The sequence below is a fragment of the Streptomyces flavochromogenes genome (genome assembly GCF_000717595.1).
Lineage (GTDB): Bacteria > Actinomycetota > Actinomycetes > Streptomycetales > Streptomycetaceae > Streptomyces > Streptomyces flavochromogenes.
The window spans coordinates 32,659-58,686 of sequence record NZ_JNZO01000016.1 but is presented as its reverse complement, the minus strand read 5'-3'; the positions used below and the strand labels follow the sequence as shown (position 1 = coordinate 58,686).

Annotated in this window: 24 protein-coding genes; 7 read left to right on the top strand and 17 right to left on the bottom strand. The window is 73.2% G+C overall.

Annotated elements, in window-relative coordinates:
• Positions 1–2 precede the first annotated feature (2 nt).
• The 5 genes from IF00_RS0120680 to IF00_RS0120660 are packed head-to-tail and all read right to left on the bottom strand — an operon-like array spanning position 3 to position 4,908.
• The gene (locus IF00_RS0120680; RefSeq protein ID WP_030320130.1) at positions 3–1,268 is read right to left on the bottom strand and encodes an ABC transporter substrate-binding protein; all 1,266 of its coding nucleotides are present in this window, start codon (positions 1,266–1,268) and stop codon (positions 3–5) included.
• Positions 1,265–2,410, bottom strand: coding sequence for a branched-chain amino acid ABC transporter permease (locus IF00_RS0120675; RefSeq protein WP_051820527.1), 1,146 nt, complete (start codon positions 2,408–2,410; stop codon positions 1,265–1,267). Before IF00_RS0120675 ends, IF00_RS0120680 begins: the two co-directional genes overlap by 4 nt.
• Positions 2,403–3,293, bottom strand: a complete 891-nt coding sequence (locus tag IF00_RS0120670) for a branched-chain amino acid ABC transporter permease (RefSeq protein ID WP_030320123.1) — start codon at positions 3,291–3,293, stop codon at positions 2,403–2,405. Before IF00_RS0120670 ends, IF00_RS0120675 begins: the two co-directional genes overlap by 8 nt.
• A complete protein-coding gene (locus IF00_RS0120665; protein WP_051820526.1) occupies positions 3,290–4,093 on the bottom strand; it encodes an ABC transporter ATP-binding protein in 804 nt (267 codons plus the stop codon). Before IF00_RS0120665 ends, IF00_RS0120670 begins: the two co-directional genes overlap by 4 nt.
• A complete protein-coding gene (locus IF00_RS0120660; protein ID WP_030320116.1) occupies positions 4,090–4,908 on the bottom strand; it encodes an ABC transporter ATP-binding protein in 819 nt (272 codons plus the stop codon). Before IF00_RS0120660 ends, IF00_RS0120665 begins: the two co-directional genes overlap by 4 nt.
• A 205-nt stretch (positions 4,909–5,113) precedes the next feature.
• Between IF00_RS0120660 and IF00_RS0120655 the strand changes: the two genes are divergently transcribed.
• Entirely contained in the window at positions 5,114–6,313 is a 1,200-nt protein-coding gene (locus IF00_RS0120655) for a PucR family transcriptional regulator (protein ID WP_030320114.1), read from the top strand.
• Between the two features lie 583 nt (positions 6,314–6,896).
• Here IF00_RS0120655 and IF00_RS0120650 read toward each other — a convergent pair.
• The gene (locus tag IF00_RS0120650) at positions 6,897–8,048 is read right to left on the bottom strand and encodes a glycerate kinase (protein ID WP_078944788.1); all 1,152 of its coding nucleotides are present in this window, start codon (positions 8,046–8,048) and stop codon (positions 6,897–6,899) included.
• A 232-nt stretch (positions 8,049–8,280) separates the two neighbouring features.
• On the opposite strand from IF00_RS0120650, the gene IF00_RS0120645 reads away from it, so the two are divergent.
• Positions 8,281–9,375 carry an ADP-ribosylglycohydrolase family protein gene (locus IF00_RS0120645; RefSeq protein WP_051820525.1) on the top strand — a complete coding sequence of 365 codons (1,095 nt, stop codon included), beginning with the start codon at positions 8,281–8,283 and terminating at the stop codon, positions 9,373–9,375.
• A 6-nt stretch (positions 9,376–9,381) separates the two neighbouring features.
• On the opposite strand, the gene IF00_RS0120640 is transcribed toward IF00_RS0120645, so the two are convergent.
• Positions 9,382–9,585: a type II toxin-antitoxin system VapB family antitoxin gene (locus tag IF00_RS0120640; RefSeq protein WP_030320111.1), complete on the bottom strand. Its 204-nt coding sequence runs from the start codon at positions 9,583–9,585 to the stop codon at positions 9,382–9,384.
• Positions 9,586–9,649: 64 nt separating this feature from the next.
• Between IF00_RS0120640 and IF00_RS0120635 the strand changes: the two genes are divergently transcribed.
• Positions 9,650–10,369 carry an SIR2 family NAD-dependent protein deacylase gene (locus IF00_RS0120635; protein WP_030320110.1) on the top strand — a complete coding sequence of 240 codons (720 nt, stop codon included), beginning with the start codon at positions 9,650–9,652 and terminating at the stop codon, positions 10,367–10,369.
• On the opposite strand, the gene IF00_RS0120630 is transcribed toward IF00_RS0120635, so the two are convergent.
• The 6 genes from IF00_RS0120630 to IF00_RS0120605 form a co-directional block, all read right to left on the bottom strand.
• Complete coding sequence (locus tag IF00_RS0120630; protein WP_030320108.1) at positions 10,366–10,866, bottom strand: methylated-DNA--[protein]-cysteine S-methyltransferase; 501 nt, start codon at positions 10,864–10,866, stop codon at positions 10,366–10,368. The genes IF00_RS0120635 and IF00_RS0120630 overlap by 4 nt on opposite strands.
• A 21-nt stretch (positions 10,867–10,887) precedes the next feature.
• On the bottom strand, positions 10,888–12,360 hold the full coding sequence (locus tag IF00_RS0120625; protein WP_030320106.1) for an AlkA N-terminal domain-containing protein: 1,473 nt from the start codon (positions 12,358–12,360) through the stop codon (positions 10,888–10,890).
• Positions 12,361–12,462: 102 nt separating this feature from the next.
• The gene (locus IF00_RS0120620; RefSeq protein WP_030320105.1) at positions 12,463–13,224 is read right to left on the bottom strand and encodes a metallophosphoesterase; all 762 of its coding nucleotides are present in this window, start codon (positions 13,222–13,224) and stop codon (positions 12,463–12,465) included.
• 132 nt (positions 13,225–13,356) lie between these two features.
• On the bottom strand, positions 13,357–13,977 hold the full coding sequence (locus tag IF00_RS0120615) for an L-threonylcarbamoyladenylate synthase (RefSeq protein WP_030320103.1): 621 nt from the start codon (positions 13,975–13,977) through the stop codon (positions 13,357–13,359).
• A gap of 9 nt (positions 13,978–13,986) precedes the next feature.
• Positions 13,987–15,399 (bottom strand): phytoene desaturase family protein, encoded by a 1,413-nt coding sequence (locus IF00_RS0120610; RefSeq protein WP_030320101.1) that lies wholly within the window; start codon positions 15,397–15,399, stop codon positions 13,987–13,989.
• 71 nt (positions 15,400–15,470) lie between these two features.
• On the bottom strand, positions 15,471–16,307 hold the full coding sequence (locus tag IF00_RS0120605; protein ID WP_030320099.1) for an inositol monophosphatase family protein: 837 nt from the start codon (positions 16,305–16,307) through the stop codon (positions 15,471–15,473).
• Positions 16,308–16,419: 112 nt separating this feature from the next.
• Between IF00_RS0120605 and lplAB the strand changes: the two genes are divergently transcribed.
• The 4 genes from lplAB (at position 16,420) to IF00_RS0120585 (ending at position 19,469) form a co-directional block, all read left to right on the top strand.
• On the top strand, positions 16,420–17,487 hold the full coding sequence (gene lplAB / locus IF00_RS0120600) for a lipoate-protein ligase LplAB (protein WP_030320098.1): 1,068 nt from the start codon (positions 16,420–16,422) through the stop codon (positions 17,485–17,487).
• Positions 17,488–17,558: 71 nt separating this feature from the next.
• Positions 17,559–18,176, top strand: a complete 618-nt coding sequence (locus IF00_RS0120595; RefSeq protein WP_158710508.1) for a hypothetical protein — start codon at positions 17,559–17,561, stop codon at positions 18,174–18,176.
• Entirely contained in the window at positions 18,170–18,445 is a 276-nt protein-coding gene (locus IF00_RS0120590; RefSeq protein ID WP_030320094.1) for a hypothetical protein, read from the top strand. The genes IF00_RS0120595 and IF00_RS0120590 overlap by 7 nt, the downstream gene beginning before the upstream one ends.
• A gap of 211 nt (positions 18,446–18,656) precedes the next feature.
• Positions 18,657–19,469: a serine protease gene (locus IF00_RS0120585; RefSeq protein ID WP_245234597.1), complete on the top strand. Its 813-nt coding sequence runs from the start codon at positions 18,657–18,659 to the stop codon at positions 19,467–19,469.
• Here IF00_RS0120585 and IF00_RS0120580 read toward each other — a convergent pair.
• From IF00_RS0120580 to IF00_RS0120565, 4 genes are all read right to left on the bottom strand, one after another.
• A complete protein-coding gene (locus IF00_RS0120580) occupies positions 19,423–20,973 on the bottom strand; it encodes an NCS1 family nucleobase:cation symporter-1 (RefSeq protein WP_030320092.1) in 1,551 nt (516 codons plus the stop codon). The two genes, IF00_RS0120585 and IF00_RS0120580, sit on opposite strands and share 47 nt — an antisense overlap.
• A gap of 192 nt (positions 20,974–21,165) precedes the next feature.
• Positions 21,166–21,729: a GNAT family N-acetyltransferase gene (locus IF00_RS0120575; RefSeq protein WP_030320090.1), complete on the bottom strand. Its 564-nt coding sequence runs from the start codon at positions 21,727–21,729 to the stop codon at positions 21,166–21,168.
• On the bottom strand, positions 21,726–24,938 hold the full coding sequence (locus tag IF00_RS0120570) for an alpha-mannosidase (protein WP_078944787.1): 3,213 nt from the start codon (positions 24,936–24,938) through the stop codon (positions 21,726–21,728). Before IF00_RS0120570 ends, IF00_RS0120575 begins: the two co-directional genes overlap by 4 nt.
• Positions 24,939–25,011: 73 nt before the next feature.
• Positions 25,012–26,025 carry a TIGR03842 family LLM class F420-dependent oxidoreductase gene (locus tag IF00_RS0120565; RefSeq protein ID WP_030320083.1) on the bottom strand — a complete coding sequence of 338 codons (1,014 nt, stop codon included), beginning with the start codon at positions 26,023–26,025 and terminating at the stop codon, positions 25,012–25,014.
• Positions 26,026–26,028: the final 3 nt, after the last annotated feature.

The following is a 26,028-nucleotide window of genomic DNA, read 5'->3' as shown; positions in this document are numbered from 1 at the left end:
CGTTACGGGGTGTAGGACTTCGCGGCGTCCGCGACGAAGGGCTGCCGGACGGTGCGCATGCCTCCGGGGACCTTCTTGTCCGGCTGGATGATGACGGACTCCCGGGACGACGGAGCCTTGGGGTCGCCGAGGTTGTGGCTCATCCCGAAGCCGGCGTCGTAGGAGGTCAGCGTCAGGAGCGCCTTGTCGACACCGTCGCGCGTGAGGTCCTTGCTCTCGCAGGCCTTCTTCAGGGCCTCGCCGAAGACGCTCGCCGCGGTCCAGCCGGCGACGATGCCGTTGTCGAGGGAGTCGCTCGGGTAGGCGGCCTTGTAGTCCGCGACGAGCTTCTTCGCGGTCGGGGTGTCCGCGCCGATGGGGAGGCTCGGGGAGGCGAACCAGTACATCTTCTCCAGGGCGGGGCCGGCCTGGGTGCCGAGCAGCTGCGGCGCGAAGGCCGAGTTGTTGCCGACGACGGGGACCTTCAGCCCGGTGGCGGCGGCGACTCCGACGAGGGAGGCGGCCTGGCGGGGGCCCGCGCTGATGACGATGGCCTTGACCCCGGCCTGCTTGAGCGCCGCGACCTGCGCCGACATGTCGTTGTCGGTGGGCTTGATCTTCTGCTCGACGACGGTCAGGCCCGCCTTCTCCGCCGCGTACTTCGAGCCCTTGAGGGCGTTCTCGCCGTAGTCGCCCTCGAAGTAGACGTGGCCGAGCTTGTCGCCCGACTTCAGGCCCTTCTCCTTGAGCAGGAAGTCGACGGCGTTGATGGTCTCGACGTCGTACGTGGCGCCCAGGACGCGGATGTACGGGGAGCCGAGCAGCGAGGCCGACCAGGCCTGCGGGAGGACGAGGCCCTTGTCCTTGACATCCACCCGGGGCTTGACGGCGGCGACGAACGGGGAGCCGATGAACTGGGCGAAGCCGACGACCTTCGGCTCCAGTTCGGTGTAGGCGGCCAGCGCCTTCTGCGGGTCGTAGCCGTGGTCGCGGACCGTCAGCTCCAGCTGCCGGCCGCAGATCCCCCCGCCGGCGTTGACCTGCTTCACGTACAGCTGCTGGGCCTGGGTGACGCTCTTGCCGAGGGTGGCGTACACGCCGGTCATGTCGGTGAGCGCGCCGAGCGAGATCGTCTTGTCGGTGACGCCCTCGCCGGTCTTCACCCCGCCCGCGCCGGTCTGCTTGCCGTCGCCGGTCTTCGCCTTCGAGCTGCATCCGGCGGCGGTGAGGGCGACCAGTGCGGCGAGCGCGGCGGCCAGGCCCCGCACGGCCTGTCGTCGGTGGTTCATCGTGCCTCCCCTGAGGGTTCGGTGGTGGTCGGGGTGTTCGGGGTGTGCATGGGGGTCTTGGGGCTCTTGCCGCTTCCGGGTTTTCCGGGCCTCCGGGCGGCCAGCCGGGCCAGGCCGCCGGGCAGGAACAGGACCACCGCGACGACGGCGGCGCCGTACAGATAGCGCGCGGCCTCCCCCGGTGCGATGCCGCCCGTTCCCGGGGCGGAGACCAGCGGGAGCGCGTCGCTGTAGCGGTTGAGGAGCTGCGGCAGGAGGGAGACGAAGACGCCTCCGGCGACCGCTCCGGCGACCGAGCCGAGACCGCCGATGACGATCATGGCGAGGTATTCGAGGGAGAGCGCCATGCCGAAGTACTCCGGCACGGTGCGCTGGAACACCAGGGCGAGCAGGACACCGGCGAGGCCCGCGTACATGGAGGACAGGACGAAGACGGCGGCGCGGTAGCGGGCGACCGGGATGCCCATGACGCCGGCGGCGATCCGGTGGTCGCGGATGGCGTTCATCGCCCGTCCGGGGCGGCCCCTGAGGACGCCGCGGGCGAAGAGCACCCCGCCGAGGAGCAGGGCCAGACCGAGGTACCAGAGCTTCTCCACCGCCCCGAACGGCACTTGGGCGACGAGGAGTTCGGTGTCGTCGAAGGTGAGCCCGAAGAGGGAGAGCGGCGGGACCGCACGGCCGTTGAAGCCGCCCGTGAGGTCATGGGCGTTGAAGAGGACGTGCTGGCCGATGAAGATCAGCGCGAGGGTGGCGATACCGAGGTACGCGCCCCTCAGCCGTCCCGCGATGGGGCTGAACACCCCGCCGGCCAGACCCGAGAGGGCGACGGCGAGGACGGCGGCGAGCCAGCCGGGCAGGCCGAGGCCGGCGAGCCCGTCGGCGCCGTCCCCGGCGAAGGCGCAGTAGCCGTAGGCGCCGACGGCGAGGAAGAAGGCGTGTCCCATGGAGAGCTGTCCGGTGGCGCCGGTCAGCAGGTTGATGCCGATCGCCCCGAGGGCGGCGGCCATCGCGAACAGGCCGGCCTGGAGCCAGAACCGGTCCAGGTAGAACGGCAGGACGAGGAGGACGAGGCAGGCGGCCGCCCCTCCGTACACCGCAGGACTGCCGACCCGCAGGCCGCTCCGGGTGAGGATCTCAGACACGGGCCGGCTCCTTCGTGCCGAAGAGTCCGGCCGGGCGGATCAGGAGCACCGCGACCATGACGAGATACGGGGCCAGGTCGCCGATCCCCCGGCCGAGGAACGCCAGGTCGCCCTGGTAGCCGGTGGCGAGGGACTCGGTGACGCCGACGAGGAGGCCGCCGACGAGGGCGCCCGTGGTGGAGTCGAGGCCGCCGAGGATGGCGGCGGGGAAGGCCTTGAGCGCGGCGAGCGAGGTCGTCCGCTCGAGGCCCGGGGTCGGGAACACGGTGAGGAAGAGCGCGGCGACGGCGGCGAGACCGCCGGCGACCGCCCAGGCGCCGATCGAGACGCGGCCCAGCCGGATGCCCATGAGGGCGGCGGTCTCCTGGTTCTCGGCGGCTGCCCGCATGGCGACGCCCCAGGACGTGTACCGGAAGGCGAGCAGGAACGCGGTGATGAGGAGGCCCGCCGCGAGCAGCGCGGCGATCCTGGTCTCCGCGATCGTGACCCCGCCGACGGTGACGACGGAGTCGCCCCACGGGTCGCCGAGGGCGAGGATGTCGGTGCCGATCCGACGGGTCAGCTCGGTGGCGAGGAGGATGTCGACGCCGATGGTGACGATGGCGAGGACGCTGTGGTCGGCGCCCCGGTGGCGGCGCATCACGAAGAACTCGACGGCCGCGCCGACCACCGCCGCGCCCGCGATGCCGGCGAGCAGGGCGGGCCAGAAGCCGATCTCGTCGTGGAGGACGGCAGTCACGTAGCCGCCCGCGAGGAGGAGGGAGGCGTGGGCGAAGTTGACGACCTCGGTGGCCCGGAAGATGACCACGAAACCGAGGGCGATGAGGGCGTAGATCGAGCCCAGTGAGATGCCGTTGATCAGGAACTCGGCGAACGTGCTCACGCGGCGGACTCCTCTCCGAGGTAGGCGCGGACGACCGCCGGGTCGTTCTGGACGTCGCCGGGGGCCCCGTCGGCGATCCGGCGGCCGAAGTCGAGGACGGTGACGGAGTCGGCGAGCCTCATCACCAGGCCCATGTCGTGCTCGACGAGGAGCACCGAGATGCCGAGGCTGTCGCGGACCCCGGCGATGACCGAGGCGGTCCGGCGCCGCTCGTCGGCGGTCATCCCGGCGACGGGCTCGTCGAGGAGCAGCAGCTTCGGCTCCATGCAGAGGGCGCGGGCCAGCTCGGCCAGCTTCTGCTGCCCGTACGGGAGGGAGCCCGCCGGTCGCGCGAGCTGCTGCTCCAGACCGACGAAGGCGGCGATCTCCCTGACCCGGGCGCGGTGGCGCGCCTCCTCGCGGGCGGCGGAGGGGAGGCGGAGCCCGGCGGCGACGAAGCCGGTGCGGGTCAGCCGGTGGCGGCCGAGCATCAGGCTGTCCTCGACGGTGGCGCGGGGCGGCAGCGCCAGGTTCTGGAAGATCCGGCCGACGCCGAGGTCCGCGATCCGGTGCGGGGGCAGGGCGGTCAGCTCGTGCGGTCCGAGGCGCACGGAGCCCTCGGTGGCACGGTAGACGCCGGACAGGACGTTGAAGCAGGTGGACTTCCCCGCGCCGTTGGGCCCGATGAGGGCGTGCACGGTGCCGGGCCGGACGGTGAAGCCGACGGCGTCGAGGGCGGTGAGGCCGGCGAAGCGGACGGTGAGGTCGCGGACTTCGAGGGCGGGGATGTGCTCGCCGGGCGGCGGGGGCGGGGCCGTCATGTCGTCTCCTCCCAGCGGGACAGGACCGGGTGCGTGGCGCGGGCGCGGGCCGCGTCGGCCGCGGCGTCCTCGTCGACCACGCCCAGATAGCGGCGGCGTACCTCGTCGGAGGCGGCGAGCTCGGCGGCCGGGCCCGAGAGGGTGACCTCGCCGACCTCCAGGACGTAGGCGCGGGAGGCGAGCCGCAGGGCGAGCGCCGCGTTCTGCTCGACGAGCAGCACCGCGGTGCCCTGGGCGTTGATCTCCCGGATCGCGTCCGCGATCCGGGCCGCCATCAGCGGCGCGAGCCCGAGCGAGGGTTCGTCGAGCAGGAGCAGGCCCGGCGCGGCCATCAGGGCACGGCCGACGGCCAGCATCTGCTGTTCGCCGCCGGAGAGCAGCCCGGCGGGCTGACGGGCCCGCTCCGCGAGCACCGGGAAGAGCTCGTGGACCCGGCGCAGGGAGGCCGCCTTGGCCGCCCGTCCGCCGCGGCTGCCGAGCGCTCCGGCGCGCAGGTTGTCCTCGACCGTCATCCGTGCGAAGACCTGGCGGCCCTCGGGCACCTGGGAGACGCCGGCCGCGACGACGCGGTCGGGCGGCAGCCCGTCGAGCGGCCGGCCGTCGCGGCTCACCGTGCCGGAGACCACGGCGCCGCCGTGGAACCGGAGGGTGCGTGAGACCGCCCGCAGCAGCGTCGACTTGCCGGCCCCGTTGGCCCCGAGGACGGTGACGACCTCACCCGCCGGCACGGTCAGCGACACCTGTCGCAACGCGTGTACCGGTCCGTATCCCGCCGTCAGGTCCGTCACCTCGAGGGCGGGTGCGGTACCTCCCATGGTTCCCCTTTTTCCGGTGTTCCCGGCCGTTCTTGTTACTCGGCCGTTCGATGGCGCTCACCCCAACACCGCGCCGGACCGCGCGTCCACGGCCCGCGGCCGAATCGCTGCCGGTGACCAGCGGGCGCGCCGAAGGGCTGTGCATGCGCACAACGCTGCGCGTCAGGGCTGTGCGGAGGGGGCCGGGGCGGTGGATCCTCCGGGCATGGGACGGCGCAGACGGCGGACCGGTGACGACTGGAAGGTGCTCGCGCAGGCGTGCACAGCGCTTCTTGAGCGGGTGCCGGAACTGGTGGACGAGCATCTGAGGGAACTCCACGCGTACGAGCCCGCCTACGGGCGGATCCTGCCGTACGACCAGCACTGGCAGGAGGCCGAGAAGGCGATACGCATCGGGATCGAGATGATCTCGGCGCCCCGGAGCTCGCCACGGCGGGACCTGGAGCACGCGGACGAGATGGGCCGGCGGCGGGCCGCGCAGGGCATGCCGCTCGAACTGGTCGTGCACGCCTACCGGCACGCCGGGCACCTCGTCTGGGACGCGCTGATCGAGGGCGCGGGGGCGGACACGGCGCAGTTGGCGGCGCTGATGCAGTCGGCGACGACGGTGTGGTCGGCGGTGGACGCGCAGGCGGACACGGCCTCGGAGGCGTACCGGACGACGGAGCTCGAACTGCGCCGCCGCACGGACGAGCAGCTCCAGGCACTCCTCGACGCGCTGCTCCAGGGCGAGCGCTCGCCCGAGCTGGTGGCGCGGGCGGCGGCGGGCCTGGACCTGCCCGAGCAGGGGCGGTACGCGGTGGTGGTGCTGCGCTACGACCGGCGGGAGGAACGCGAGCTGTTCCACCGGCAGGTGCAGGGCGAGGGCGTGCGGTTCCTGTGGCGGATGGGTGCCGACTGCGAGCTGGGGGTGGTGGCGCTCGCCGGGGACACCGGCCTGGACGCGCTGTCGGAACTCCTCGACGGGCGGTGCCCGGGCCCCGGAGGGATCAGTCCGGTGGTGGTGGGCCTGACCGAACTGGGCCGGGCTCGGCGGCTCGCCGAGCTGGCGCTGCGGACGTGTCCGCCGGGGAGCCGCGAGATCGTACGGCTCGACCGGCGGATGGCGGGCGCGCTGGTGGTGGCCCAGCCGGAGGTGGCGAGCCTGCTGGTCTCGGACGTCCTGGGCGGCCTGCTCGAACTGGACCCGGCGGACCGGGCGGTGCTCCTGGAGACGCTGGACGCGTGGCTGGAGTGCGAGGGGTCGGCGGGGCGGGCGGCAGGACGGCTGTACTGCCACCGGAACACGGTCTTCAACCGGCTGCGCCGCCTGGAGCAGCTGACGGCACGGTCGCTGTCGCGACCGCGGGACCTCACGGAGATGACCTTGGCGCTGGACGCGTTCCGCTTGACGTCACAGGGGTAGGCCGCCCGCCGCATACGGGCCCGCCGGGGCGTCCCCGCGTCCGCCGCGTGGGCCCGCACGCCGTTGGCCCTGCCGCTGCCGCGTGGGCCGGCGCGCCTGGATGCCCCCGCCGCGTGGGGCTCGCACGGCCCGGATGCACCTGCCGCGTCGCCCCCGCCGTGTGGGCATTCGTCCGGCTGGGGCGGGACGGGTGGGCACACGGGACGGCGCCCTTGGCGGCGCCTCCGCCCCTTGTGTCTGGACCCGCACCGGACTCTGCGCCGCACCAGGGGTGCGGGTTCAGGCGCGGAAGCCCAGGCCCGGCAGGGGCGCCGTTCCGTTGTGCCCACCCGTCCCGCCCCAGCGGAACAGATGCCCACAACGTGGGTGGCGGGGAGGCGGCCCGGGCGGGTGGGAAGCGCCCCGGCCGGGCGGATGCCCACGCCATGGGGGCGGACCAGGCAGGTGGGAAGCGCCCCGGCCGGGCGACTTGGCCACAACGTGGGGGCTCAGCGCGGCGAAGGCCCCGTGCGAGGGCGGCCGGGGTCGCCCCCGCCGGGGTGGAGGGTCGCCGGCGCGGGGCCGAGGGGCAGGGCGGGGTGAGCTACCGGAGGAAGTCCCGGGCGATGTCCGCCGACGCTTCTTCCAGGAGCGGGCCCGCGTTCGCCATGGACTTCGCCGGGTCCGGCTCCAGGGCCGAGAGGGCGTACGCGCGGCGGATGCCCGCCGTGCCCAGTGCCTCCGGCGGGAGCGCCAGGCGGCCGCAGACCGCGACGACCTCCTTGCCCGCCGCGCGCGCCGCGGCCGCCACGCCCGCCGGGGCCTTGCCGTGGAGGGTCTGCTCGTCGAGGGAGCCCTCGCCGGTGATGACCAGGGTCGCGCGCTCCAGGGCGGGCGCGAAGCCGAGGACCTCCAGCATCAGCTCGATGCCGGGCCGGAAGCTCGCTCCGAGGATGAGCGCGCCGTAGCCGATGCCGCCCGCGCCGCCCGCGCCGGGGGCGACGGCCGCCTCGGCCGCCTTCGGGCCGATGGCCTTCTCCAGGACGGTGGCGAAGTGGGCGAGGGCCGCGTCCAGGGTCCGGACGTCGTCGGGCGTGGCGCCCTTCTGCGGCCCGTAGACCGCGGGGGCGCCCTTGGGCCCGGTGAGCGGGTTGTCGACGTCGCTCGCGAGGATCAGGTCGACCGAGGCGAAGCGGGGGTCGAGGCCGGTGAGGTCGGCCGTGGCGAGGTCGGCGAGGGCCGCGCCGCCGGGGCCGACGGGTGCGCCGGACGCGTCGAGGAAGCGGGCGCCGAGCGCGGCGAGCATGCCGGCGCCGCCGTCGGTGGTGGCGCTGCCGCCGACGCCGAAGACGACGGTGGTCGCGCCGGCGTCGAGCGCCGCGCGGAGCAGTTCACCGGAGCCGTACGTGGTCGCGGTCAGCGGGGCGAAGACGCCGGCCGGGAGGAGCTGAAGCCCGGAGGCCTCGGCCATCTCGACGACCGCGGTGGTGTCGCGCAGTGCGAACGCGGCGGTGACCTGCTCGCCGAGCGGCCCCGTCACCTGGACCTCTCGGCGTTCGAACCCGGCCGCGACGGCCGCGGCGACGGTGCCGTCGCCGCCGTCCGCGACGGGCAGCGTCTCCACCGTGAGCTCCGGGATCACCCGTCGCAGTCCTGTTGTGACCCGCTCCGCGACCTGCACGGCCGTGAGCGAGCCCTTGAACTTGTCGGCCGCCACGAGCACGTGAGCGACCTGAGTTGCTGCCCCGTCCGTCACCTTGCATCCCTTGCTTTCGAACGTGCAGTCGCGCCGAGGCCGACCCTATCCGTACCGCCGGACGGTGTGCTACCCCCGGATCGGCGGATATGTCGCACCATAGTGGGCTCACATGCGTACGGAAGCGGTCGGCCGGGCCCCGCGGGAGCGGCGGAACCGTGCCGTCGGACGCGGGGCCGACCGGGAGGGGCTTCGGCGCGCGGGCGGCCGCCCGGTTCGGTAGACCGGAGGTATGGGCCTGACGCACGGGGAGCACGCACACGGGGAGCTCCCCCGTGCGGAGCTCGCGGACCGTGTCCTGGGCGGCTGGACCGGCCGGATCGCCGGGAACATGCTGGGCAAGCCCGTGGAGCAGGGCGACCACTGGACCCGGGAGCGCATCGACGCCTATCTACGGCTGACCGGCGCGCTCCCGCTCACCGACTACCTGCCGCCCCCGCCGCCCGGCGCCACCGGCTTCGAGCTGCGCCCCGAGTGGCGGCAGTGCGTGCGCGGCGGGATCGACGGCAGCTGCCGGGACGACGACATCGACTGGTCGATCCTGGGGCTGCGCGTCCTGGAGACGTACGGCTTCGTCTTCACGACCGAGCAGGTGGGTCGGGAGTGGCTGCTGCGGATGCCGTACCTCCAGACCTTCACCGCCGAGCGGGCCGCGTACCGGAACCTCGCCAACGGGCTGCGGCCGCCGCTGACGGCCACGTACGACAATCCGTACCAGGAGTGGATCGGCGCGCTGATCCGGGCCGACGTCCACGGCTGGACCAGTCCGGGGGATCCGCGCCGGGCCGCCTCGCTCGCCCGGCGGGACGCGGTCCTCTCACACACCGGGAACGGGGTGTACGGAGCGATGTGGGCGGCTGCGCTGATCGCGTCGGCGTTCACCGCACCGGACGTCCGGTGCGCCCTGGAGACGTCCCTGGAGCGGATCCCGGCGAGCTGCCGGCTCGCCCGGACCGTGCGGGACACGATGGCGCTGCACGAGGCGGGCCTCGACTGGTCGGCGACGCTGATCACGCAGGCGGAGCGGACGGCGGGACTCGGCTGGATCCACACGGTCCCCAACGCGGCCGTGCTGACCGCCGGACTCCTTTACGGGGAGGGGGACTTCAGCCGGACGATCGCCCTGACCGTGCGCGGCGGCCTGGACACGGACTCCAACGGCGCGACGGCCGGTTCGGTCGCGGGCGTGAGGTGCGGGGCGGCGGCGATCCCCCCGCAGTGGTCGGAGCCGCTGCGGAACCGGGTGCGCAGCGCCGTCTTCGGCTTCGACGGGGTCGGGATCCGTGAACTGGCGGAGCGGACGGTGCGGTTGGCCGAGTCCGCGTGACTCTCTTCAGCCCTGGGGCGGTTCCGGCCGGACGACCTCGCCGGTGCGCACGGCCTCGTCGCGGCTGACGGCTCGGGCCTCCGTGCGGTGGCCGCGGGCGATGTAGTCGCGGACGACCGCCTCGACGGCGTCCTGGGGGTTGCCGATACCGGCCAGGACCATGACTTCCACGACGAGTTCGGCGTCGAGTCCGATGTTCACCTTGGCCATGGCGGGAACCTAGCATCGGGAAACCCGTTCGCGGGAGCGGTTCGGTGGTGCCTAGGGTCGCCCCATGGCGATGGTCGCGATCTTCAGTGGCGCCGGTATCTCCACCGACTCGGGCATCCCCGACTACCGGGGTCCGAACGGCATGTGGCGGCAGGACCCCGAGGCCGCGCGGCTCGTCACGTACGGGCCGTACATGGCCGATCCTGAGATCCGCCGCCGCTCGTGGCGGATGCGGCTCGACGGTCCGGCGCTGAGCGCCGAGCCGAATGTCGCGCACCGCGCGATCGCCGCGTACGAGCGGACGAGCGGCAACGCGCTGCGGGTGATCACGCAGAACGTGGACGGACTGCACCAGGCCGCCGGGGTGCCCGATCGGAAGGTCCTCGAACTCCACGGCTCGGCCCGGTCGGTGGTGTGCACGGCCTGCCATGCGCGCTCGGCGATGGCGGAGGCGCTCGACCGGGTACGGGCCGGCGAGGACGACCCGGCGTGCCGGGTGTGCGGCGGGATCCTGAAGTCGGCGACGGTGATGTTCGGTCAGCGGCTCGATCCGGTGGTGCTCGGCGACGCCATGTCGATCGCCAAGGCCACCGAGGTGTTCATCGCGGTCGGCAGCAGCCTCCAGGTCCAGCCGGCGGCCTCTCTCGCGGGGATCGCGGCCGAGCACGGCGCCCGGCTGATCATCGTGAACGCCGAGCCCACCCCGTACGACCCCGTCGCCGACGACGTCGTGCGCGAGCCGATCGGCACGGCGCTGCCGGCGCTCCTCGACCGGCTCCGCTAGAAGAGCGCGGCCGGTTCCGCCGTACCCGATTCGAAGGCGAGCAGCCGCTGCTTGCGGTCCAGGCCGCCGCCGTAGCCGGTGAGGCTGCCGCCCGAACCGATCACCCGGTGGCAGGGGACGATGATGCTGACGGGGTTCTTGCCGTTGGCGAGGCCCACGGCCCGGGAGGCGCCGGGGTTGCCGAGTTCCTCGGCGAGCTCGCCGTACGTCCGGGTCTCCCCGTACGGAATGCGCAGCAGCCCCTCCCAGACCCTGAGCTGGAACGGGGTGCCGATCAGGTTCAACGGCAGGTCGAACGCGGTGAGTTCACCCGCGAAGTAGGCGTCGAGCTGGCGGATCGCCTCCCCGAAGGGGCGGGGGTCGGGCTCGCCGAAGGTCTCCTCCGGCGGGCGGTGGCGCTGGCCGGTCATGTGGACGCGGCTGAGGACGCCGTCGACGGCGACGAGGGTCAGCGGGTCGTACGGGCTGTCCACGACGGTGTGCTGGATGGCGGGCATGGGAGGGGTCCTCACGGTCCTTTACGCGGGCAGGTGGTTGATCGGGTGGTCGTCGGTCGCCCAGAGGTACTGGACGGCGTACGCCCGCCAGGGGCGCCAGTGCGCCGCGCGGGCGGTGAGGGCGGCCGGGGTGCCGGGGAGGCCGAGTCCCTCGGCGGCGCGGCGGACGCCGAGGTCACCGGGGAGGAAGGCGTCCGGGTCTCCGAGGGCGCGCATGGCGATGATCTCGGTGGTCCAGGGGCCGAATCCGGGCAGGGCGAGCAGCTGGGCGCGGGTCTGCTCGCGGTCGTCGGCGGGGCCGAGGGTGAGCGATCCGTCGGCGAGCGCGCGGACCAGGGTGAGGAGGGTGGTGCGGCGGCTGCGGGGCAGGGCCAGGGTCTCGGGGTCGAGTGCGGCAAGCGCCTCGGGGCCCGGGAAGAGGTGGGTGAGGCCGCCCTCGGGGTCGTCGACGGGGGTGCCGTGCGCGGTGACGAGCCGGGCGGCGTGGGTGCGGGCGGCGGCGGTGGAGACCTGCTGGCCGAGGACGGCCCGGACGGCGAACTCGGCGGGGTCGACGGTCCCGGGGACCCGGCGGCCGGGGGCGGCGTCGACGATCGGCGCGAGCAGCGGGTCGGTGCGCAGCCGCTCGTCGACGGCGACGGGGTCGGCGTCGAGGTCGAGGAGCCGGCGGCAGCGGCTGATGGCGTGGGTGAGGTCGCGGGGGTCGGTGAGGGAGAGCCGGCAGGCGATGTGGTCGGCGCGGGGCGCGAGCGCGACGATGCCGTGCCCGTACGGGAGGTCGAGGGTCCGGCGGTAGGCGCCGTCGCGCCACTCCTCCACGCCGGGGACGGCGGTCGCGGCGAGGTGGCCGAAGAGGTTGGAGGGCTCCAGCGGGGCGCGGAACGGCAGCCGGAGGCTGATCACTCCCGGGGTGGGCGCCCCGGCGGCGGGTCGGGAGGCGCGGGCGCGGAGTTCGCCGGGCGTGAGCGCGAAGACCTCGCGGACGGTGTCGTTGAAGGTGCGGATCGAGGCGAAACCCGCTGCGAACGCGATCTGGCCGAGCGGCATCGGGGTCGTCTCGATGAGGACCCGGGCGGTCTGGGCGCGCTGGGCGCGGGCCAGGGCGAGCGGCCCCGCACCCAGCTCGGCGAGGAGCTGGCGCTCGATCTGGCGGGTGGACCAGCCGAGCCTCCGGGCGAGCCCGGGGACGCCCTCCCGGTCGACGACGCCGTCCTGGATGAGGCGTACGGCGCGGGCGACGGCGTCGGCGCGGACGTTCCACTCGGGCGAGCCGGGGCTGGTGTCGGGCCGGCACCGCTTGCAGGCCCGGAAACCGGCGCGCTGGCAGGAGGCGGCGCTGGCGTGGAACTCCATGTTCTCGGGCTTGGGCGGGACGACCGGGCAGCTGGGGCGGCAGTAGATCCGGGTGGTGCGGACGGCGGTGAAGAACACGCCGTCGAAGCGGGCGTCCTTCGACTGGACGGCCCGTACGCAGCGCTCGGTGTCGGTGTGCATGAGTCCAGGATCGGGGACGGACGGCTCGCGGGCTGGCGAGAAAACGACATGGACATCGCCGCGCCCGAGGTCCGCCCCCGACCGGGAAGCCCCCAGGTGGGGTCAGACCGCGACCGAGCGGTAGTGCGTGGTCAGTCTGCCGTCGTCCCCGAGGACGTGGAAGGCGAGCGCGGGCGGCTGGTCGAGATGGATGTGCGGATGCGTCACCGGGCGCTCCCAGGGGAGGCGGATCGAGGAGACGACCCCGGGCGCGACGAGCAGCGGGCGCCCGGCGAAGGTCGTCGCGGCGGCGGTGTGGACGTGTCCCGCGAGGAAGGCGGTCAGGTGCGGGTGGCGGGTGGCGACCGCGGCGAGCCGCTCCTCGCCGAACTGCCGGATCTCGTCGACGTACGGGGTGTGCAGCGGGACCGGCGGGTGGTGGAAGCCGACGAGGACGGGTGTGTCGCGCGGGGTGGCGTCGAGGACGCCGTCCAGCCACTCCAGGGTCTCGTCCTCCAGACGTCCGTCGTGCTTGCCGGGCACGGACGAGTCGCAGAGGGCGATCACGAAGCCCTCTCCCCGGAGCACCTGGTTGACGGGGGCGTACGGGCGCGTTCCGGTCGTCTCGGGGAGGAGGACCTTCCGGAGGACGGCCCGGTCGTCGTGGTTCCCGGGGCAGAGGAGCAGCGGGTGACGGGAGGTCAGCAGCTCCCGCACGAGGGCGTATTCGTCCGGGGTCGCATGGTCGGCGATGTCGCCGGTGACGACCACGGCCGCCAGGTCGTAGGGCAGTTCCTCCAGGTAGCGCATGACCGCGCGGGTGCGGTCGGCGCTGCGCTGCTCCAGGTCGACATGGATGTCGCTGACATGAGCGATGACGATCACGTGGCTCGGTCCTCCGTCGGTCGGGCGGGTACCCACCCGCCCGACCGTACGGTGATCGTGGTCCGTGCCGTAAGGGCCGCTTCGCGAGCCGTGGACCGCTCTCCCGAGCGGTGGCCCCCGCGGGCGCGTCCGCTACTCGAACCGCGTGGTGTCCCCCGCGCCGCGGCGCACGACCTCGGGCTCGCCGCTGGAGAAGTCGACGACGGTGGTGGGTTCGGTTCCGCAGTCACCGGAGTCGAGGACCGCGTCCACCAGGTGGTCGAGCCGCTCCTTGATCTCCCAGCCCTGCGTCAGCGGCTCCGCCTCGTCGGGCAGCAGCAGGGTGCTGGAGAGCAGTGGTTCGCCGAGCTCGGCGAGGAGGGCCTGGGTGACGACGTGGTCGGGGATGCGGACGCCGACCGTCTTCTTCTTGGGGTGGAGGAGCGCCCGGGGCACCTCCTTCGTCGCGGGCAGGATGAAGGTGTAGGCGCCGGGGGTCGCCGCCTTGACCGCGCGGAAGACGTCGTTGTCGATGTGCACGAGCTGGCCCAGTTGGGCGAAGTTCTGGCACATGAGTGTGAAGTGGTGCCGGTCGTCGAGGTCGCGGATCGCCCGGATGCGGCTGATGCCGTCCTTGCTTCCGAGTCGGCTGCCCAGCGCGTAGCAGGAGTCGGTCGGGTACGCGACGAGCGCACCGTTCCGGATGCTGTCGGCCACCGTGCCGATGGTGCGCGGCTGGGGGTTGTCGGGGTGCACGTCAAAGTACTTCGCCATGGGGGCAGTCTATTTTCGCAGCAGGCGCCAGACGGCCTTCGCCGCGTTGTGCCCGGACATGCCGTGCACGCCGGGGCCGGGCGGGGTGGCGGAGGAGCAGAGGAAGACCGCCGGGTGCGGGGTGGCGTACGGGCGGAGCGAGAGCGTGGGGCGCAGCACGAGCTGGAGGCCGCGGGCGGCGCCGCAGGCGATGTCGCCGCCGATGTAGTTGGCGTTGCGCTCGGCGAGTTGGGGCGGTCCCGCGGTGGCGCGGGCCAGGACGCGGTCGCGGAAGCCGGGGGCGAAACGCTCGATCTGGCGCTCGATCGCGTCGGTGAGGTCCCCCTGCCAGCCGTTCGGCACATGGCCGTACGCCCAGAACACGTGCTTGCCCTCGGGGGCGCGGGAGGGGTCGACGACGCTGGGCTGGGCGGTGATGAGGAAGGGCACGTCGGGCGCGGTGCCGGTGGAGGCCTGGTGCAGAGCGGTGTCGATCTCGCCCGCGGTGGGGCCGACCTGGACGGTTCCGGCGCGGCGGGCCGCCTCGGCGGTCCACGGGACGGGGCCGTCCAGGGCGTAGTCGATCTTGAAGGCGCTCGCGCCGTACCGGTAGTGGTCGTAGTGGCCGCCGAAGCCCGCGATCCGGGCGAGGGCCCTGGGCGAGGTGTCGAAGACGTAGGCGCGGGCGGGCGGCAGGTCGTCGAGCCGCTTGACCTCGAAGTCGGTGTGGACGGCTCCGCCGAGGTCCTTGAGGTACGCGGTGAGGGCGTCGGAGAGGGACTGCGAGCCGCCCCGGGGCACCGGCCAGCCGCCCGCGTGGGCGGCGAGCGCGAAGACCAGGCCGACGGCACCCGTGGCGAATCCTCCGAGCGGGGCGATGGCATGGGCGACCATCCCGGCGAACAGACCCCGCGCCTTCTCGTCCTGGAAGCGGCGCATCAGCCAGGTGGACGGTGGCAGTCCGGCGAGGCCGAAGCGGGCCAGGGTGACCGGGTCGCGGGGCAGCGCGGTGAGCGGCAGCTGCATGAAGTCCCGGGCGAGAGTGTCCCACTTGCCGGCGAAGGGGGCGACGAGTCTGCGGTACGCGCCCGCGTCGCGCGGCCCGAGGGAGGCGGCTGTCTCGGCGACGGAGCGGGCGAGGACGGCGGCGGTGCCGTCGTCCCAGGGGTGGGCCATGGGCAGTTCGGGGTGGAGCCACTCAAGTCCGTACCGCTTCAAGGGCATCGTCCCGAAGACCGGCGAGCCGGCTCCGAGGGGATGCACCGCGGAGCAGGGGTCGTGACGGAAGCCGGGGAGGGTGAGTTCCTCGGTCCTGGCGCCCCCGCCAACGGTCGGCTTCGCCTCGAAGACGGCCACGGAGAAGCCGCGGCGGGCCAGTTCGACGGCGGCGGTCAGTCCGTTGGGCCCCGCCCCCACGACGACGGCATCGAGCATCGACGTCACCTTCGACACCTTCGGACTCCTTCGTCAGCCGAGGCCAGGACTCCCAGGATAGGCCGGTGGTTATGAGGCTCTCACTGCCCCCTGAGGAGGCTGAGGATCCGGTCGGCGGTCGCCGCGTCCCGGGCCGCGGTGAACGGCAGGGCGTTCCCGCCGGTGATCCTGAAGGGCTCGCCCGCGAGGGTCGTGTGCGTACCGCCCGCCTCGGTGACGAGGAGCAGCCCGGCCGCGTGATCCCACGCGTACTCCCAGGAGAACGCCGTTCCGGCGAGTGCGCCGCGCGCCACGGCCAGGTACTCCAGTCCCGCGGAGCCGCAGGGCCGGGGGGAGACACCCTCGGTGACCAGGCCGAGGAGGGCCCGCTTCTGGTCCGGGGTGGTGTAGTCGGGGTGCGAGGTGGCGACTTCGATGACCTCGCCGGGGGCGGGTGAACCGGCGTGCAGCGGCTGCCCGTTGAGCGTGGCGCCTCGGCCCCGCACAGCCACGGCGAACTCGTCGAGGGCCGGTGCGTACGTCCAGGAGGCGAGCAGTTCGCCGTGCCGGGCGAGGGCGACGAGGGTGCAGAAGCCGGGGTCGCCGTGGACGAACTGGCGTGTGCCGTCGACGGGGTCGACGATCCAGACGGGGGCGTCGCCGCGCAGGGCGTCGTAGACGGCGGGGTCGGCGTGGACCGCCTCCTCGCCGACCACCACCGAGCCCGGGAGCAGAGCGGTCAGGGACTCCGTGAGATGGGCCTCGGCGGCCCGGTCGGCGACGGTGACCAGGTCGTGCGGGCCGTTCTTCTCGACGATGTCGTCGGCGGCGAGCTGCCGGAAGCGCGGCATGATCTCGGCGGCGGCCGCCTTGCGGACCGCCTCCTCCACGTCGGTCGTACGGCCAGCCAGGACAAGGTCAAGGAACTCTTCACTCATGCGCCCAGCTAAGCACGGGACGCTGACAACCCGACCGTCGGATTTGTCATCCTCTGTTTCCCCGGGGAGTACCCTTTGGCCGAGTTCACCCCTTACATGCAGGGAGGGTTCCGTGCACGGCGCGTACCACGGTGAGTACAAGGTTCCCGGCGGCAAGCTGGTGGTCGTCGACCTCGACGCCGAGGACGGGGTCCTGCGGAACGTCCGGGTCGCCGGCGACTTCTTCCTCGAACCGGACGAGGCGATCCTGGCGATCGACCGTGCTCTGGAGGGCGCGCCGGTCGACACCGAAGCGTCCGGGCTCTCGGCGCGGATCGACGCGGCACTGCCGCCGGGCACCCGGATGTTCGGGCTGACCACGGAGGGCATCGGCGTCGCGGTCCGCCGGGCACTCGCCCACGCCACGGACTGGACCGACTACGACTGGCAGCTGATCCACGAGCCGCCGCAGTCCCCCGCCCTGCACATGGCGCTCGACGAGGTGATCACGGCCGAGGTCGCCGCGGGCCACCGGCCGCCGACCCTGCGGGTCTGGGAGTGGGGCGCCCCCGCGGTGGTCATCGGCAGCTTCCAGTCCCTCCGCAACGAGGTCGACCCGGAGGCGGCCGAGCGGCACGGCATCCAGGTGGTGCGCCGGATCAGCGGCGGCGGGGCCATGTTCATCGAGCCCGGCAACACGATCACGTACTCGCTCTCCGTGCCCGACGCCCTCGTGCAGGGTCTGTCCTTCACCGACAGCTACGCCTACCTCGACGACTGGGTGCTCGGCGCCCTCGGCGACATGGGCATCCGCGCCTGGTACCAGCCGCTCAACGACATCGCCACGGACGCGGGCAAGATCGCGGGCGCGGCGCAGAAGCGGCTGGTGACGGGGCACGGGGCGGTCCTGCACCACGTGACGATGGCGTACGACATCGACGCCGACAAGATGACGGAGGTGCTGCGGATCGGCCGCGAGAAGCTCTCCGACAAGGGCACGAAGAGCGCGAAGAAGCGGGTGGACCCGCTGCGGCGCCAGACCGGCCTGCCGCGCGAGACGGTGATCGACCGGATGATCGCCTCCTTCCGGGGCCGGTACGGCCTGACGGAGGGCCATGTCACGGAGGACGAGCTGACACGGGCGAAGGGGCTCGCGGAGACGAAGTTCGGGACGGCGGAGTGGACGGGGCGGGTGCCGTAGCCGCCGCGCCGGCCCGGGGCGCCGCCCGGGCTCCGGGCCCGGCGGGCGCACCCGCTGCGTAGGGTGGCGGCATGCGTGTCGAGGGGCCGGTGAAGCCGGGGTTGCGGATGGAGTGCGCCGACGGGCGGCGGCTGGTGCTGATGCAGGGCGCCACCCCCGTGCTCTTCGCCCGGCAGCGGGCCACCCACCGCGGCCTGCACTACGCGCGCACCGGCCGGTACGCCTCGCCTTTCGCCCCACTGCGGGCGGACCGGGCGCGTGCGGTCGCGGAGTTCGCGGCACCGGGGTCGGCGGAGTGGTCGGAGCGCTGGGCCGCGCACGCGGAAGTGGAGCTGCGGGGGGCCGCCGAGGGGCCGCTCCACGCGGGCGAGTGGCTGCTGGTCCCTGACGTCCACCGGTGGTTCAAGACCGTCAACTGGCCCAAACTCCTCACCCACGATCCGGACCGGGGGCATCTGACCTGGTTCGGATACGGCGATCCGGTGGAGGACGCGCGGGACCTGCTGCCGCTGCGGGCGCTGTCGGCCCCGGAGGCTCCGCGGGTGAAGGCGTACCGCCGGCAGTACCGGGAGGGTGTCCTGCCGCCGGTGTTCGCCTGGTGGATCAGCGGGCTCAACTCCCCCGTGGTGCTGGACGGTCACGACCGCCTGACGGCGGTGCTCGCGGAGGGCGGGCGACCGGAGTGCTGATCCTCTCGCGGGCGGCCGCGGCCTCCCGGTGGGTGGAGTTCTTCTCCGCCCGTGCCGTGGAGGAGTACGAGAAGCGGGTCGCCGCTCTGGAGGGGCCGCTCGCCGCGTCGCGGATCGCGCACCGGAGCCGCAGTCTCGCCGACGAGCTGACATCGATCACCAGCGGGTACGACCTCACCCGGGCCTGGCCCTTCCCCGGGGGCGCCCGAGCCTGGGTCGCGGCCGCGGCCGCGCACGTCCCCGGCTGGGCCCCGGACGCCGACCGCTGACTCACCCGGCCGCCACGTCACCTGGTCACCGCCGCACCGATCGCGGCGTCGGTCACGGCATCGGTCACCGGTCCGGCCCCGCGGGCAGGTGACCGTATCCGGCCCGCGTCGTTGAGCCCATGCGGGGCCGGGACGGCGGGCGGTGGGCGTGAGGAAACGTCTCCGCACACCGGCGGCCCCGGGACCACGGCGTCGACGGTACGGAGATCAGGTGGCACGGCTGAAGAGGTTGCCGGCGGCGGTCGCGGGGGCGATGCTCGCCATGAGCCCCCTCGGGATCGCACCGCCCGCGCAGGCGGTGGTCGGCGGACAGGAGGCACGGCCCCACCAGTACCCCTTCATGGCGGGGCTCGTGGACGTCCTCGAACGGCGGGTGATGTGCGGTGGGGCGCTGATCGGCGACCGCTACGTCCTCACCGCAGCCCACTGCCTGACGGGCTCGTACAGCGATCCCACGCGGGTGGGCGTACTGCTCGGCGACCACGACCTGACGACCGGGTCCGAGAGCCCCCACGCGGTCCTGGCCTCGCCCGCGCGCTTCGTCCCGCACCCGGAGTACGACCCCGGCACCCAGCGGAACGACATCGCCCTGGTCGAGCTCACCGAGCCGCTCGCCCTCAACCGCGACGTGCGCCCGATCGAGCTGCCCGTGACGCCCGCCCCCGGCAGCGTCGACGGCACCCGGGTCGAGGTGCCGGGCTGGGGCACCACCTCGTTCGGCGGCCGCACGTCGGACGTGCTGCGGACCGTGGCCCTCTCCACCATGAGCAACTCCGCCTGCGCGAGCCGGGGCATGGCGCAGATCGCCCCCACGCAGATCTGCACGTACGCCCCCGGTCGTGACACCTGCCAGTACGACTCCGGCGGTCCTCTGGTCCGGGTGGTCCGGGGGCGGCCGTACGTCGTCGGCCTGGTGTCCTACGGCAAGGAGTGCGCCACCGACACTCCCGCCGTGAACACCCGGGTGCGCTCCTATCTCAGCTGGATCGAGCGGACGATCGGCCGGCTGCCCCGCGCCTCATGAGGGCGGTGTAGAGGAGCAGCGAGGCGGCGAGGCCGACGGCCCAGCCGTAGTCGGACAGGGGTTTCAGGAAGGGGATCAAACCGTCCTCGGGGAAGGGGCCGGTGCCCGGGGCCGAGTGGGAGCCGCCGACGGCGAGGACGCCGCCGACCACGAAGGCGAGCACGGCCGCCGGGTTCCAGCCACCCCGGTACCAGTAGGGTCCGTCGGCCCGGTAGAGCCCCGCCAGGTCGAGGACGGTACGGCGGACGAGCCAGTAGTCGGCGATCAGGATGCCCGCGACGGTACCGAGGAGACCCCCGACCAGGCCGAGCCAGGTGAAGATGTACAGCTCGGGGGTGGCGGTGAGCTTCCACGGCATGATGAGCACGCCGACGACTCCGGTGATCAGCGCGCCCGTACGGAAGTCGATCAGTTTCGGGGCGAGGTTGGCGAGGTCGTACGCCGGGGAGACGACGTTCGCCGCGATGTTCACCGACAGGGTGGCCACCAGCACCGTCACCAGGGCGAAGAGCAGTCCGAAGACGCTGTCTGTCTTGGCGGCGAGTGCCACCGGGTCCCACACCGGCGCCCCGTACACGGCCTGCGAGCCGGAGGTGACGAGCACCGAGAGCAACGCGAACAGGGTCATGGTGGTGGGGAGTCCGAGGGACTGACCGAGGACCTGGGAGCGCTGGCCGGCGCCGAAGCGGGTGAAGTCGGGGATGTTGAGGCTGAGCGTCGCCCAGAAGGCGATCATGCCCATCAGGGCGGGGAAGAAGACGGGCCAGAAGTCGGCGCCCCAGCCGAGCTTCGACGGCTGGTCGAGCAGGGGGCCGAGGCCGCCGGCCTTGACGGCGATCCAGCCGAGGAGCACGAGAGCGCCGACGATCACGAAGGGCGCGGCCCAGTTCTCGAAGCGGCGCAGGGCCTCCATCCCCCGGTAGATGATGGCGAGTTCGAGGGCCCAGAAGAGGAGGAAGCAGAGCCAGAGGGTCCAGGGTTGGCCGCCGATCCTCGACGCGTCCGCCCAGCCGCCGCCGAAGACCTTGTCGAGCAGGACGAAGATGCCCTGGCCGCCGATCCAGGTCTGGATGCCGAACCAGGCGCACGCGACCCCGGCCCGGACGAGGGCGGGCAGGTTCGCTCCGCGCAGTCCGAAGGATGCGCGGGCGAGGACGGGGAAGGGGATGCCGTATTTGGGTCCGGCGTGCCCGGTGAGCAGCATCGGCAGCAGGACCACGACGTTGGCGAGGGCGATGGTGAGCACCGCCTGCTTCCAGTCCATGCCGAGGGCGACGAGGCCGGAGGCGAGCATCCAGGAGGGGATGTTGTGGGCCATGCCGACCCAGAGGGCGGCGAAGTTGTAGGTGGTCCAGCGGCGTTGGGCGACGGGGACGGGCAGCAGGTCCTCGTTGACGAAACGGGGGTCGTCGGGGGCGGTGCCGGGGGCGAGTTCGACGCGGCCGCCGGGTGCGGCGGGTTCGGAGGGGCCTGCGGATCTCTCCGGGGGAACGGTTGCGGTCATACGGAGGAACCCTTCGTTCGGCGGGGAGGACGGAACGAGGTGTCGCCCGGGAAGGGCGAGGGGTGCCATGCCGGAACGGCTCCGTCGTGGTCGGTCGAGGACCACGTGCAGCCAGGGAGTCGGGAACCGATTCTTCCACTCGCCGCGGGACGCGGGTAGACCCCCGACGCCACGTCGGGTGCCGCGAGCCGCCTACGACCTCCCCCGTACATGCAGATGGCCGTCCAGGGGGAAGGCCGGAGGCGTCGCCGGAAGGATCCTTTCGAACACGTAGCCGCACTTCTCCGCGACGCGGCAGGAGGCCACGTTGTCGGCCTGGTGAAGGAGTTCGAGACGTTCCAGGCCGTCGGCCCGGAAGGAGTCGAGCGCCCAGGTGGTGAGGGTCTCCAGGGCCCTGGGAGCCACACCCCGTCCACGGGCCCGCGCCGCCGTCCAGTAGCCGACCTCGGCGGACGGACTGCCGGGCGCGAGTTCCTTGAGCACGACGCCGCCCGCCAGCCGCTGCGGCTCCGCGCCGAACGACGCCTCGACGACGGCGAACCCGAGCCGCACGCCCGCCGCACGTGCCTCCTCCTGGGCCCGCACCCACGCCAGGCCGTCCCGCTCGGTCTCGATCGGCGCGAGCGCCCAGCGGCGCAGAGCGGAATCGCGGTACGCCTCGACCAGCTCCGCCACGTCGTCGGCGCGCCAGGGCCGGAGGAGGAGGGCGGGAGCGGTCGGCGTCGCGGGGGCGTCGAGCAGGACGGTGGCGTTCACCGGCCGATCGTATCCAGCGTGCGCACGGCGGCGGGCCCGGCGGGAGCCGCGATGTCGCGCTCTTCGGACCCGGTCGGCGAACGATATCGCCGCACGGGCCGCAGCCGCAGGGTGAGGATCTGGAAGGGGCGCAGGGTGAGGGACACCCGCCCGTCGGCGGTCCGGGCGGCCGCGGCGGCCCCGGCGGCTGCCCCGGCCTCGACGGCGTCCTCGGCGTCCTCGGCGTCGAGCTCGCGTTCGAGGAGATCCGTCACCGTCGCCGACTCCAGCGGGAAACCGGTGGTCAGAAGGGTGGCGGCCCGGCCTCCACGAGCCTCGTAGAGGCGTACGACGAGGTCGCCCGAGCGGTCGTCGGCGAGCTTGACCGTGTCGATGACGACGGCTTCGTCGTCGGTGGCGACGAGCGGCACGACCTCCGCCGTGCCGCCGGGGACGGAACGCTCGGGCAGGTTGAAGCCGTAGCCCTCGCGCACGGCGTCGGCGATGTCGGCGCCGATGACGAGGCCGTACGCCAGCCGGTGCAGGCCCCGGTCCGCGTCCGGGTCGGGGTAGCGCGGGGAGCGGAGCAGGGTGAGCCGGGCGGTCGTGGTCGTCCCGCCGTCGGGGCGGACGTCGCGGGTGACCTCGTGCCCGTAGGACGAGTCGTTGACCAAGGCCGCACCCCAGCCCGGTTCCCCGAGGTGCAGGAAGCGGTGGGCGCAGAACTCGAACTTGGCCGCGTCCCAGCTGGTGTTGGTGTGCGTGGGGCGCCGGACGTGACCGAAGGGGATCTCCGCGCTGGAGTGGTCGGCCCGGACGTCGAGCGGGAAGGCGGCCTTCAGGAGCTTCTCCGTCTCCTGCCAGTCGATCTCGGTGTCGATGTCCAGGCGCCGGGACCCCTCGGCGAGCGAGATCAGCTGCTCGATCCGGGAGGCGCCGACGGTCCGGACGACGCGGATGCCGCCGGCCTCCGCCGAGACCGAGTCGGCGTCGAGGAGGTCGTGCACGGTGTTGCGGTAGAAGGCGTCGATGTCCCAGGCGTCGAACGCGTTGGGGAAGTCCTGATGGAGCTGGAGGAGGTTGGCGACGGCGCCCGGCGGCACGGCTTCCCGGTCGGCCGCGATGTCGTACGCCGAGGTCACCAGGCCCCGGTCGTCGATGCGGACCCGGACGAGTCCGTTGTCGAGGAGGTGGCTTCCCTCGTACGGGGAGGGGGCGGGCGCGGAGGCGACGGGCCGGGCGGGCGAGGCCGAACGCCGGGCGGCGCCGAGGGCCGGGATGCCGTCGCGGATGAAGGGTGAGGCGTTGAAGACCACGGCGTCGTCGCCCTCCGCTCCCCCTCCGCCCTCCGCTCCCCCGGCCTCGCCGTCCCCTGCCAGGGCACGTTGGGCGGCGGCCACGATCCCGTGCAGTTCGGCGGCGACGGCGGCGTGGGTCTCCTCCGCCTCCCGGTGGACCCAGCCGATGGAGGAGCCGGGCAGGATGTCGTGGAACTGATGGAGCAGGACCGTCTTCCAGAGCCGGTCGAGGGCCTCGTACGGGTAGCCGAACCCCCTGCGGCAGGCCGCGGTGGCCGACCACAGCTCGGCCTCGCGGAGCAGGTGCTCGCCACGCCGGTTGCCCTGCTTGGTCCGCAGCTGGCTGGTGAGCGTGCCGCGGTGGAACTCCAGATACAGCTCCCCGAGCCATACCGGAGCGTCGGGGTACTCCGCGTGCGCCCGCTCGAAGAAGTCCGCCGGGCTCTCGACGACGACCCTGGGCGAGCCCTCCAGGTCCGCAAGGCGGGCCGCGCGGGCCAGCATCTCCCGGGTGGGACCCCCGCCGCCGTCTCCGTGGCCGAACGGGAGCAGCGAGCTGTCGGCGGCCTCCTTGTCCCGGAAGTTGCGTACCGCGTGTGCGAGTTCGGCGCTGGTGAGCTGGGCGTTGTAGGTGTCGACGGGCGGGAAGTGGCTGAAGATCCGGGTGCCGTCGATGCCCTCCCACCAGAAGGTGTGGTGGGGGAACGTGTCGGTGGTGTTCCAGGAGATCTTCTGGGTGAGGAACCAGCGCACGCCGGCGAGCTTCATCAACTGCGGCATGGCCGCGTTGTAGCCGAAGGTGTCGGGCAGCCACATCTCCTCGGTCTCGACGCCGAACTCGTCGAGGTAGAAGCGCTTTCCGTGGATCAGCTGGCGGGCGAGGGCCTCGCCGCCGGTCATGTTGGTGTCGGCTTCCACCCACAGGCTGCCCACGGGGAGGAACTGTCCGCCCGCCGCCTTCTCCCGTACCCGGGCGTAGACCCCGGGGTGGTGTTCCTTGAGCCAGGCCAGTTGTTGTGCCTGGGACATGGCGAAGCGGAAGCCGGGGTGGTCGTCCATGAGCCGGGTGACGTTGGACAGGGTCCTGGCGACCTTGCGTACGGTCTCGCGGAGCGGCCACAGCCAGGCGGAGTCGATGTGGGCGTGTCCGACGGCGGAGACGCGGTGGGCGCTGGGGGCCGCGGGTGCGGCGAGCGCCGGACGCAGCTGTTCGCGCGCGGCGGTGGCGCTGCCGGAGACGTCCTGCAGGTCGATGGCGTCGAGTGCCTTCTCGACGGCCCGCAGGATCCTCCAGCGGCGCGGTTCGGCCTCGGGGAGTTCACGCATGAGATGCCCGAGGACGTCCAGGTCCTGGGCCAGCTCCCAGACCTCGGCGTCGAAGACCGCGAGGTCCAGGCGGAGCAGCCGGTAGAGAGGTGCGCCGGCGGAACCGGTTCCGGTCAGCCAGGCGGGCCGGTCCCCGGTCCTGGTGGGAGTCTGTGCGCCGAGGTTCGGGTTCGCGGCCGCCTCGACGTAGTACGTGAACTCCTCGCCGCCGAGGGCCGGGTCGGCGACCGGGAAGTAGGCGTTGCGGGGGTTGAGGGCCTTCACGACGCTGCCGTCCGGGCGGTGGACCAGGCCCTCGCTGGAGAAGCCCGGGCCGGTGGTGTCGAATCCGAGGTCGACGACCGCCTCGACCCTGCGGCCGGCCCACTCCTCGGGGATCCTGCCGCTGATCCGGAACCAGCTGGTCGACCACGGCGGCCCCCACCGGTGGCCGAGCGACACCGGCTCGTACGGGGCGGCCAGGCCCTCGGCCACGGGGACCGGCTCGCCGGGGACGTTCCAGACCGCCACGGAGAGGGGGACGCTGCGGGCGTGGACCGCCGGCCGGATGCGCTGGTCGAGGACCCGGACGAGCCGCTGCTCGGTGAGGTGCTGCTTGCTGTGCATGGTTCCTCTGATCGCGGAGTCCCGGAGGTGGCCCGGCCGCGTGGTGGTCGACCGGGGCCTCGGCCTGGGGATGTCAGCGGAGGGCGGGGACGACCTCGGAGCCGTAGGCGTCGATCGTCGTCTCCTTCGCGTCGTGCATGGCGTACACGGCGAACTGGTCCACGCCCATCTCCCGCAGCCGCCGCAGCTTCTCGATGTGGGCATCGGCGGGGCCCAGGAGGCAGAAGCGGTCGACGATCTCGTCGGGGACGAACCGGGTGTCGGGGTTTCCGGCGCGGCCGTGGTGGGAGTAGTCGTAGCCGTGCCGGTCCTTGATGTACGCGGTGAGCTCCTCCGGGACCATGTCGGAGTGCTCGCCGTACTTGGCGACCAGGTCGGCGACGTGGTTGCCGACCATGCCGCCGAACCAGCGGCACTGCTCGCGTGCGTGCGCCAGGGCTTCCGGGGAGTCGTCTGCGGTGACGTAGGCGGGCGCGGCCACGCAGATGGTGAGCGCGTCGGGGTCGCGGCCGGCGTCCGCGGCGGCCTGGCGGACCGCCTTGACCATCCATTCGGTGAGGAAGGGATCGGCGAGCTGGAGGATGAAGCCGTCGGCCTTCTGTCCGGCCAGCGCGAGCGCTCTGGGGCCGTACGCCGCCATCCAGACGGGGAGCTTCCCGTTCTTGATCCAGGGGATGCGGACCGGGTTGCCGTCGACCTGAGCCTCCCGCCCTTCGGCGAGGTCACGGATGACGTCGATGGCCTCGCCGAGGCGGGCCAGGGTGTTCGGCCTGCGGCCGGCGACGCGCATCGCCGAGTCGCCGCGGCCGATGCCGCAGACGGTGCGGTTCCCGAACATGTCGTTGAGCGTGGCGAAGGTGGAGGCGGTCACCTCCCAGGTACGGGTCCCCGGGTTGGTCACCATCGGGCCCACGTGCAGCTTGGTGGTGTGTTCGAGGATCTGGCTGTAGATGACGAAGGGTTCCTGCCACAGGACGGCGGAGTCGAAGGTCCAGCCGTAGCGGAAGCCGTTGCGTTCCGCCCGGCGCATCAGCCCGACGACCTGCGACGCCGGCGGGTCGGTCTGCAGGACGAGTCCAAAATCCAACGT

Coding starts and splice junctions, on each gene's coding strand:
- IF00_RS0120660 (WP_030320116.1), bottom strand. CDS start 4,908: ATGGGAGGTACCGCACCCGCCCTCGAGGTGACGGACCTGACGGCGGGA.
- IF00_RS0120570 (WP_078944787.1), bottom strand. CDS start 24,938: ATGCACAGCAAGCAGCACCTCACCGAGCAGCGGCTCGTCCGGGTCCTC.
- IF00_RS0120665 (WP_051820526.1), bottom strand. CDS start 4,093: ATGACGGCCCCGCCCCCGCCGCCCGGCGAGCACATCCCCGCCCTCGAA.
- IF00_RS0120605 (WP_030320099.1), bottom strand. CDS start 16,307: ATGAGTGAAGAGTTCCTTGACCTTGTCCTGGCTGGCCGTACGACCGAC.
- IF00_RS0120625 (WP_030320106.1), bottom strand. CDS start 12,360: ATGCACACCGACACCGAGCGCTGCGTACGGGCCGTCCAGTCGAAGGAC.
- IF00_RS0120595 (WP_158710508.1), top strand. CDS start 17,559: ATGCGTGTCGAGGGGCCGGTGAAGCCGGGGTTGCGGATGGAGTGCGCC.
- IF00_RS0120630 (WP_030320108.1), bottom strand. CDS start 10,866: ATGCCCGCCATCCAGCACACCGTCGTGGACAGCCCGTACGACCCGCTG.
- IF00_RS0120635 (WP_030320110.1), top strand. CDS start 9,650: ATGGCGATGGTCGCGATCTTCAGTGGCGCCGGTATCTCCACCGACTCG.
- IF00_RS0120655 (WP_030320114.1), top strand. CDS start 5,114: ATGGGACGGCGCAGACGGCGGACCGGTGACGACTGGAAGGTGCTCGCG.
- IF00_RS0120645 (WP_051820525.1), top strand. CDS start 8,281: ATGGGCCTGACGCACGGGGAGCACGCACACGGGGAGCTCCCCCGTGCG.
- IF00_RS0120680 (WP_030320130.1), bottom strand. CDS start 1,268: ATGAACCACCGACGACAGGCCGTGCGGGGCCTGGCCGCCGCGCTCGCC.
- IF00_RS0120580 (WP_030320092.1), bottom strand. CDS start 20,973: ATGACCGCAACCGTTCCCCCGGAGAGATCCGCAGGCCCCTCCGAACCC.
- IF00_RS0120640 (WP_030320111.1), bottom strand. CDS start 9,585: ATGGCCAAGGTGAACATCGGACTCGACGCCGAACTCGTCGTGGAAGTC.
- IF00_RS0120615 (WP_030320103.1), bottom strand. CDS start 13,977: ATGGCGAAGTACTTTGACGTGCACCCCGACAACCCCCAGCCGCGCACC.